Source organism: Crocosphaera sp. Alani8, assembly GCF_038442745.1.
In the GTDB taxonomy this organism is placed as follows: domain Bacteria; phylum Cyanobacteriota; class Cyanobacteriia; order Cyanobacteriales; family Microcystaceae; genus Crocosphaera.
On the sequence record NZ_JARVCN010000161.1, the window covers coordinates 2,043 to 7,810 of the forward strand.

Consider the following 5,768-nt stretch of genomic DNA (forward strand, 5'->3'; position numbering starts at 1 on the left):
AGAATCAAACTCCCCCTACTCCAGAAAGTTCTGAGAGTCCTACTCCCAAAAATACTCCTGAAGTTCCCCAGAATCAAACTCCCCCTACTCCAGAAAGTTCTGAGAGTCCTACTCCCAAAAATACCCCTGAAGTTCCCCAGAATCAGGCTTCCCCTACCTCAGTAGAACCCTCATCCAACCCAAAATCATCCCCTAATACAAAATTAGATGGGGCAGTCGCTCCACCGGCCCGTAGAAAGTAGTAATTGAGGTATCCAAGAATGTAGAAAAAATCTAACCAACTTTCATATAGAGCTTCAATAGCTGAAGTTAAGTGTTCAATCTTAGCTCGTCTAATAACAGCATTAACTCCATCTATATGTGCTTGACTTCCCGCTTTTCCTAAATGTTTAAAACGAGAAAATTCACCTTTTTTATTAGTCTTTGGAAAAATCGCTGATGATGGCCTAAGTTGATAATACTGACATCTTGCACCAGTACATAAAAACTTAAATTAGTAAGCAGTTCCTCACTCCGTTCCGGCGCTATCGCACAGCAGTAAGCGTTCGGCTTTAATTTCTTAGCTGATAGCTGATAGCTGAACGCTTACAAACTAGCCAGTTTTATCGAAGGTGCAAGATGTGAGTTTACAACAAAAATTAGCCCCTTTATTATTTGAAGATGAGGAAATTGACCCTTCGGCTTCGCTCAGGGTGAATGTTGAGCGGAGTCGAAACATTGATGATAATTATGAAGATGTCATCCAAGCACGTCGCAGTGATTCTGCCATTGCTAAAGATAGAAAGAAACGGAATGAAGATAACTTACCAGTTCATAGTTCTAATACAGTAGTCATGGTTGAATTACTATTAAATCTATGATATATTTTTCATTTGTCAGGAAAAAATCTAATAAAAGTGTTTGCTTTTCCTTGACTTGACATGATATTATGGCGGTGGTGGAAAAGCCTTGCACCTGTAATATACTGTTAAAAGTTGTCGTAGTAAGAAGAAAAAACATCACCTTAAAACATTGTGAGAATCTTAAGAAGTGCCGTAACGGAATGATAGGTTGACCTTAAAGCAGCTTAGGGGAAACGCCAATCATGTCCGATCTTGTTATCTACTTTAAACGTCCCAACTTCTGGAGACAAACCGTTAATATTTACTACTGGAATACCGAACCATTTTCCTCGGGGGTTGAATGGCCTGGGGTTGCGATGAAAGAAGAAGGTGATAACTGGTATAGCTATCGTTTTCCAGGAATAGAAGCGGCCAACTTTCTGATTAACGATGGTAGAAGGAGACAAACTGGAGATTTCTGGCGCGATCAAGACGGTTGGTTTGTGGAAGATGTTTGGTACGATCGCAACCCCAAAACCGCAGCAACACCCTTGGTGGTTCATTTCAAACGTCCCTCCTCTTGGGAAAAAAATATTAACATCTACTACTGGGAGACTCGGCCTTCTTCTGAGTCGTCGTCTTGGCCTGGGGTTGCAATGACAGCAGAAGGAAATGGTTGGTATCGCTACGAGTTTCCCGAAGCAGAAACAGCCAAGTTTCTTTTTAACGATGGGAGTTGGAGACAAACAGAAGACTTAAGACGAAGTAAAGAAGGATGGTATTCAAAAGAGAGTTGGTACGATCAAAACCCCCAACGACCGGCACTTCCCGTGATCGTAGCTACACCCAAAGGTGCAACCTATCACCAGTCCCAACTTATTACCCTTTCTAGTAACAACGAAGACGACGCGATTTACTATACAACCGATGGGAGTGAACCTAGTGTTAACTCAACCCTCTACAAACAACCTATCCCCATTGAAACTAACACAACCCTGCAGTGTTTGGGTCGTAACGCACTGGGAGAAATAGGTGCTACTTGTGAATTTATTTACACCATCGATCCTAACGCAGATTTCAGAAAACCGAGAATAACCACCAGTGTACCATCTGGTACTTATTTAGAAGCGATCGCTCCTACATTTACCATTACCGATCCCCGTGAAACCCCCATCGTTGCATACTATACCAACGATGGTAAAGAACCAACTCGCAAGAGTAACATCTACGTTAGGGGGAATGCTATCAACGGTTTAACCGGACCAAAGATGATCCTCAACGATGGGAAGAAGGTGAGATTTTTGGTCATCGATGGTGCAGGAAACGAAACATACTCCGATTTTTATTACAACGTGGGGGATAAAGTAGAAGCAAGGGACTTTCGAGAAGAAACCATTTATTTTTTGATCACGACAAGATTTTACGACGGTGATCCTAGCAATAACTTTTTCTGCCGCGATCGCATCAAGTTTAACCAACATGGACAAGCAGAAGATCCTCACTGGAGAGGGGACTTTAAAGGATTAATCCAAAAACTGGACTACATCAAAGACTTAGGGTTCACTGCTATTTGGATCACTCCTCCCATCGAAAATAGAAGCGGGTTAGATTATCATGGTTATCACGGATACGATTGGAATCGTATCGATCCCCGTTTGGAGTCCCCCGACGCAACCTATCAAGACTTAATCAACGAAGCACACGCAAGGGGTCTAAAAATCATTCAAGATGTGGTGGTTAACCATTCCTGTCAATACGGGATCAGGGGAAAAGTTTGGATCGATCATCTTCCTATTAAATATTACGTTCCCCACGGACTACAACAGGGAAGAATTAAGTACGGTCCTTACGAGGGTAACTTAGGTAACTATAAAAGCGAGTTTCGGGAAGATAACGATAACCCGGTGGCCCCCGACTGGTTTAAAGAAAGACAAACTTCTGATCCCCAAGGGGTTGTTCCCTTAGTTGATCATATTACTGGGGAAACCGTTCCTAAAGAGGGGTATAACTCCAATCGTTTTTTTGGTATCGATGCCAATAACTTAGACCCCAACTGGTATCATCAAGATGGGTTTATGGCCGGAGGAGACTGGGAAAGTGTCGCTATCCAGACGAAACATTTGGCCGGGGATACCATAGACTTAGCTACAAGACGAGACAACGTAAAAGACTATTTGATCAATGCTATTTGTCGTTACTTAGATATGGGAGTGGATGCTCTACGCATCGATACAGTTAAGCACGTTGAGCGCAATAATTTACTAGAGTATATCAACGCTTGGAAGGCCCATAAACCAGGTTTATTTGTGTTTGGAGAAAACTTGGTTAAAGGGACAGGATGGGGTGATTTATTTGGGGACGATAACGGGCCATCTTTTTTACGACCTTGGTGGTACACTCGCTTAGGAGATGATCCCAAAGATCCCAACTCAGGAGGGGACTCCGGTTTTCCCATGTTAGATTTCTCCTTGTTTTCTACGTTTCGGGATAATCTCAGTCGAGGTAGTTTTTCTGGTATTGGTGCTATTTTAGCCAATGATTGGGTGTATGGAGATGCAACTACTTTGGTTACCTTTTTGCAAAATCACGATGTTGGTCCGGACAATGATTTTCGCGATCGCTTCCGAGGTAATACAGAATGGGCTGCGGCTGCCTATAATTTGTTATGGACAATAAGGGGTATTCCTTGTTTATATTATGGGGAAGAAATCGAGTTTATGAAGGGAAAACCCCAGGATATTATGGGGAATAATGATACGTTAGATCAGACCGGAAGAGCTTATTTTGGGGATCATTTGGAAGATGGTGTTATACAAAAGACCCAAAGTCATGCTTTGTATCAACATATTAAACGGTTGAACCTTATTCGTAGTCGTATTCCTGCGCTACAAAAAGCACCCATGAGTCAGGTAAACGAGTCAGGAAATGTGATTAGTTTTGTCAGGGAAGATCAAGGTAGTAATAGTTATGTTGCAGTGGGTTTAACTATTGGTGGTGGACAACAAATTACCATTAATGATGTTCACAATGGTACTTATCGTGATGCGGTGACGGGTAATAGTATCGATGTCAATAGTAACAGCATCACCTTTGAAGTTAAAGCTAACTCAGCCGGTATTTATGTCTTAAACGGTGAGGGAAAAATAGGAGAAGATGGAGTTTATTTACGTTAATGGATAACAGATAATGGATAATTGACTCTTTTGAAAAGAAAAGAAATTAATCAATTATCCATTTCCTAATACCTTAAGACATCGTTGCTCTCGTCTAGTCAGAAAAAACCTAGCGTTTTCTAAAAACTTTTTCAATCATGAAGGGGCAATTTTGTATTTTATTCATCATTATAATGAGGAAATACTATCAACTTAGATTAATTTTCACTACTTAAATTACACTACCTACTAGTTCAGCCATGATCACCCAACGATTGTTTGGGGATAATTTGCCCTCGAAGGGTAATTCAAATTTTTCTGGGGGTGGTGACGGTTGCTCCTCTTTTCGATACATTTGTTCTTAACCAACAACTGCGAGGTATTTCTACCAATTTTAGAGGTTTTTAGCCTACAAAGCTGATCTTTTTTCCTCATCAAATATGGGTGTAACCTTTTAATAATGAGGGTTTAGCTTTTATTCAGCAAACCCTCATTATCTTTGAGCTTTAACCATCGCTACAAAATTTGAAAGAATCTCCAATCCATTATCGGATGATTTTTCCGGATGAAATTGTACCGCCATCAGATTGTTCCAGGCGATCGCAGCTGTAACACTTTGACTACCATGAGTCACCACCGCCGCTTTAACATCAGCGTCAACGGGATCAACGTAATAAGAATGGACAAAATAAACATAAGGATCGGAGGTTAACCCTTTCCATAAAGATAGATTTGGTTGCGTGAATTCTAACTGATTCCAACCCATGTGGGGTATGGTTAAATTAGGCTCAGATTGAAAACGACGCACCTTCCCTTTAATAATCCCTAAACCCGGTTCTTTTCCTTCTTCTGAACCCTCGAAAAGAATTTGTAACCCCAAACAAATGCCTAAAAATGGTTTACCGTCTGCGATCGCTTTTTTGATGGGTTTCTCTAAATTACGCGATCGCAAATGTTGTACCGCGGGATCAAACGAACCCACCCCAGGTAGGACAATTGCTTCTGCTTCTGCAATATCTTGAGGGGAATCAGTTATTTTTGGGTGAATTCCTGCTTTTTCCAAGCCCTTACAAGCAGAGTGTAAATTACCCATATCATAGTCAATAACAGCTAGGAAACCCATAAATATTCCTTGTCTCTAATATTCCCTACTTATTAGGATAATTGATTTTGAGGTTACTACAAATTAATTAATTCCAAAGGAGTCTTCTAAGGCTTCCAAGACCACATCTGTAACTATTTTAGTACGATAACGACAAGCTTGGGTTTCTATTGAATTAAAGGTCCCATTTTCCCAATATTTGTTACTACCGGCACCACCGCCACAAACTCCAAAATATTCGCAAGTTTTACGACAATTATTAACTCCTGCTGTCATATCTTGATAAATTTTTTGGAACTTTTCGCCCTCACAAACCGATTCTAAACTATCGGTTAAAACATTTCCTAAAATAAACTTGCCGTAAGGTTTAATATCCACTGATAACAATTCAGGATCAAACGTTGAAAAATTGCCCAAATAATCAATATTTAAAATAGCATAGGGATGATTCATATCGGTTTTTGCTAATCTTTGATCACCATAAATTAACCCACAAACAGACTCAAATTCTCTTACTTTTAATTGATTATTTGTTTTACTTGTTAATTCCCAGAGTCGTCTCATAAACTGATAATATTTCTTTTCTGTTCCCGTTCTATATAGGGAAGATTTTTCATTAGTACCTTCTGTTTCTTCCATATTATAGCATTTCCCACAGTTATGAGGTACAGTAACAGCAATGAGCAAACCAGT

Annotated in this window: 4 protein-coding genes and 3 pseudogenes; 4 read left to right on the forward strand and 3 right to left on the reverse strand. The window is 40.3% G+C overall.

Going from position 1 to position 5,768, the window contains the following annotated elements; all coding sequences use genetic code 11:
• From P9B04_RS10900 to P9B04_RS10915, 4 genes and pseudogenes are all read left to right on the forward strand, one after another.
• Positions 1-242, forward strand: a pseudogene (locus tag P9B04_RS10900) (energy transducer TonB); the annotation flags it as partial.
• A gap of 378 nt (positions 243-620) precedes the next feature.
• The gene (locus P9B04_RS10905) at positions 621-860 is read left to right on the forward strand and encodes a hypothetical protein (protein ID WP_342055017.1); all 240 of its coding nucleotides are present in this window, start codon (positions 621-623) and stop codon (positions 858-860) included.
• A 224-nt stretch (positions 861-1,084) separates the two neighbouring features.
• Complete coding sequence (locus tag P9B04_RS10910; protein ID WP_342055018.1) at positions 1,085-3,994, forward strand: starch-binding protein; 2,910 nt, start codon at positions 1,085-1,087, stop codon at positions 3,992-3,994.
• A gap of 67 nt (positions 3,995-4,061) precedes the next feature.
• A pseudogene (locus P9B04_RS10915) lies at positions 4,062-4,190 on the forward strand (IS1 family transposase); the annotation flags it as partial.
• A 15-nt stretch (positions 4,191-4,205) separates the two neighbouring features.
• Here the strand turns inward: P9B04_RS10915 and P9B04_RS10920 are convergent.
• From P9B04_RS10920 to P9B04_RS10930, 3 genes and pseudogenes are all read right to left on the reverse strand, one after another.
• A complete protein-coding gene (locus P9B04_RS10920) occupies positions 4,206-4,328 on the reverse strand; it encodes a hypothetical protein (protein WP_342055020.1) in 123 nt (40 codons plus the stop codon).
• Between the two features lie 138 nt (positions 4,329-4,466).
• Complete coding sequence (gene hisH / locus P9B04_RS10925; protein ID WP_342055019.1) at positions 4,467-5,096, reverse strand: imidazole glycerol phosphate synthase subunit HisH; 630 nt, start codon at positions 5,094-5,096, stop codon at positions 4,467-4,469.
• A gap of 63 nt (positions 5,097-5,159) precedes the next feature.
• Positions 5,160-5,768, reverse strand: a pseudogene (locus P9B04_RS10930) (cyclophane-forming radical SAM/SPASM peptide maturase GrrM/OscB); the annotation flags it as partial.

Coding starts and splice junctions, on each gene's coding strand:
- P9B04_RS10910 (WP_342055018.1), top strand. CDS start 1,085: ATGTCCGATCTTGTTATCTACTTTAAACGTCCCAACTTCTGGAGACAA.
- P9B04_RS10920 (WP_342055020.1), bottom strand. CDS start 4,328: ATGTATCGAAAAGAGGAGCAACCGTCACCACCCCCAGAAAAATTTGAA.
- hisH (WP_342055019.1), bottom strand. CDS start 5,096: ATGGGTTTCCTAGCTGTTATTGACTATGATATGGGTAATTTACACTCT.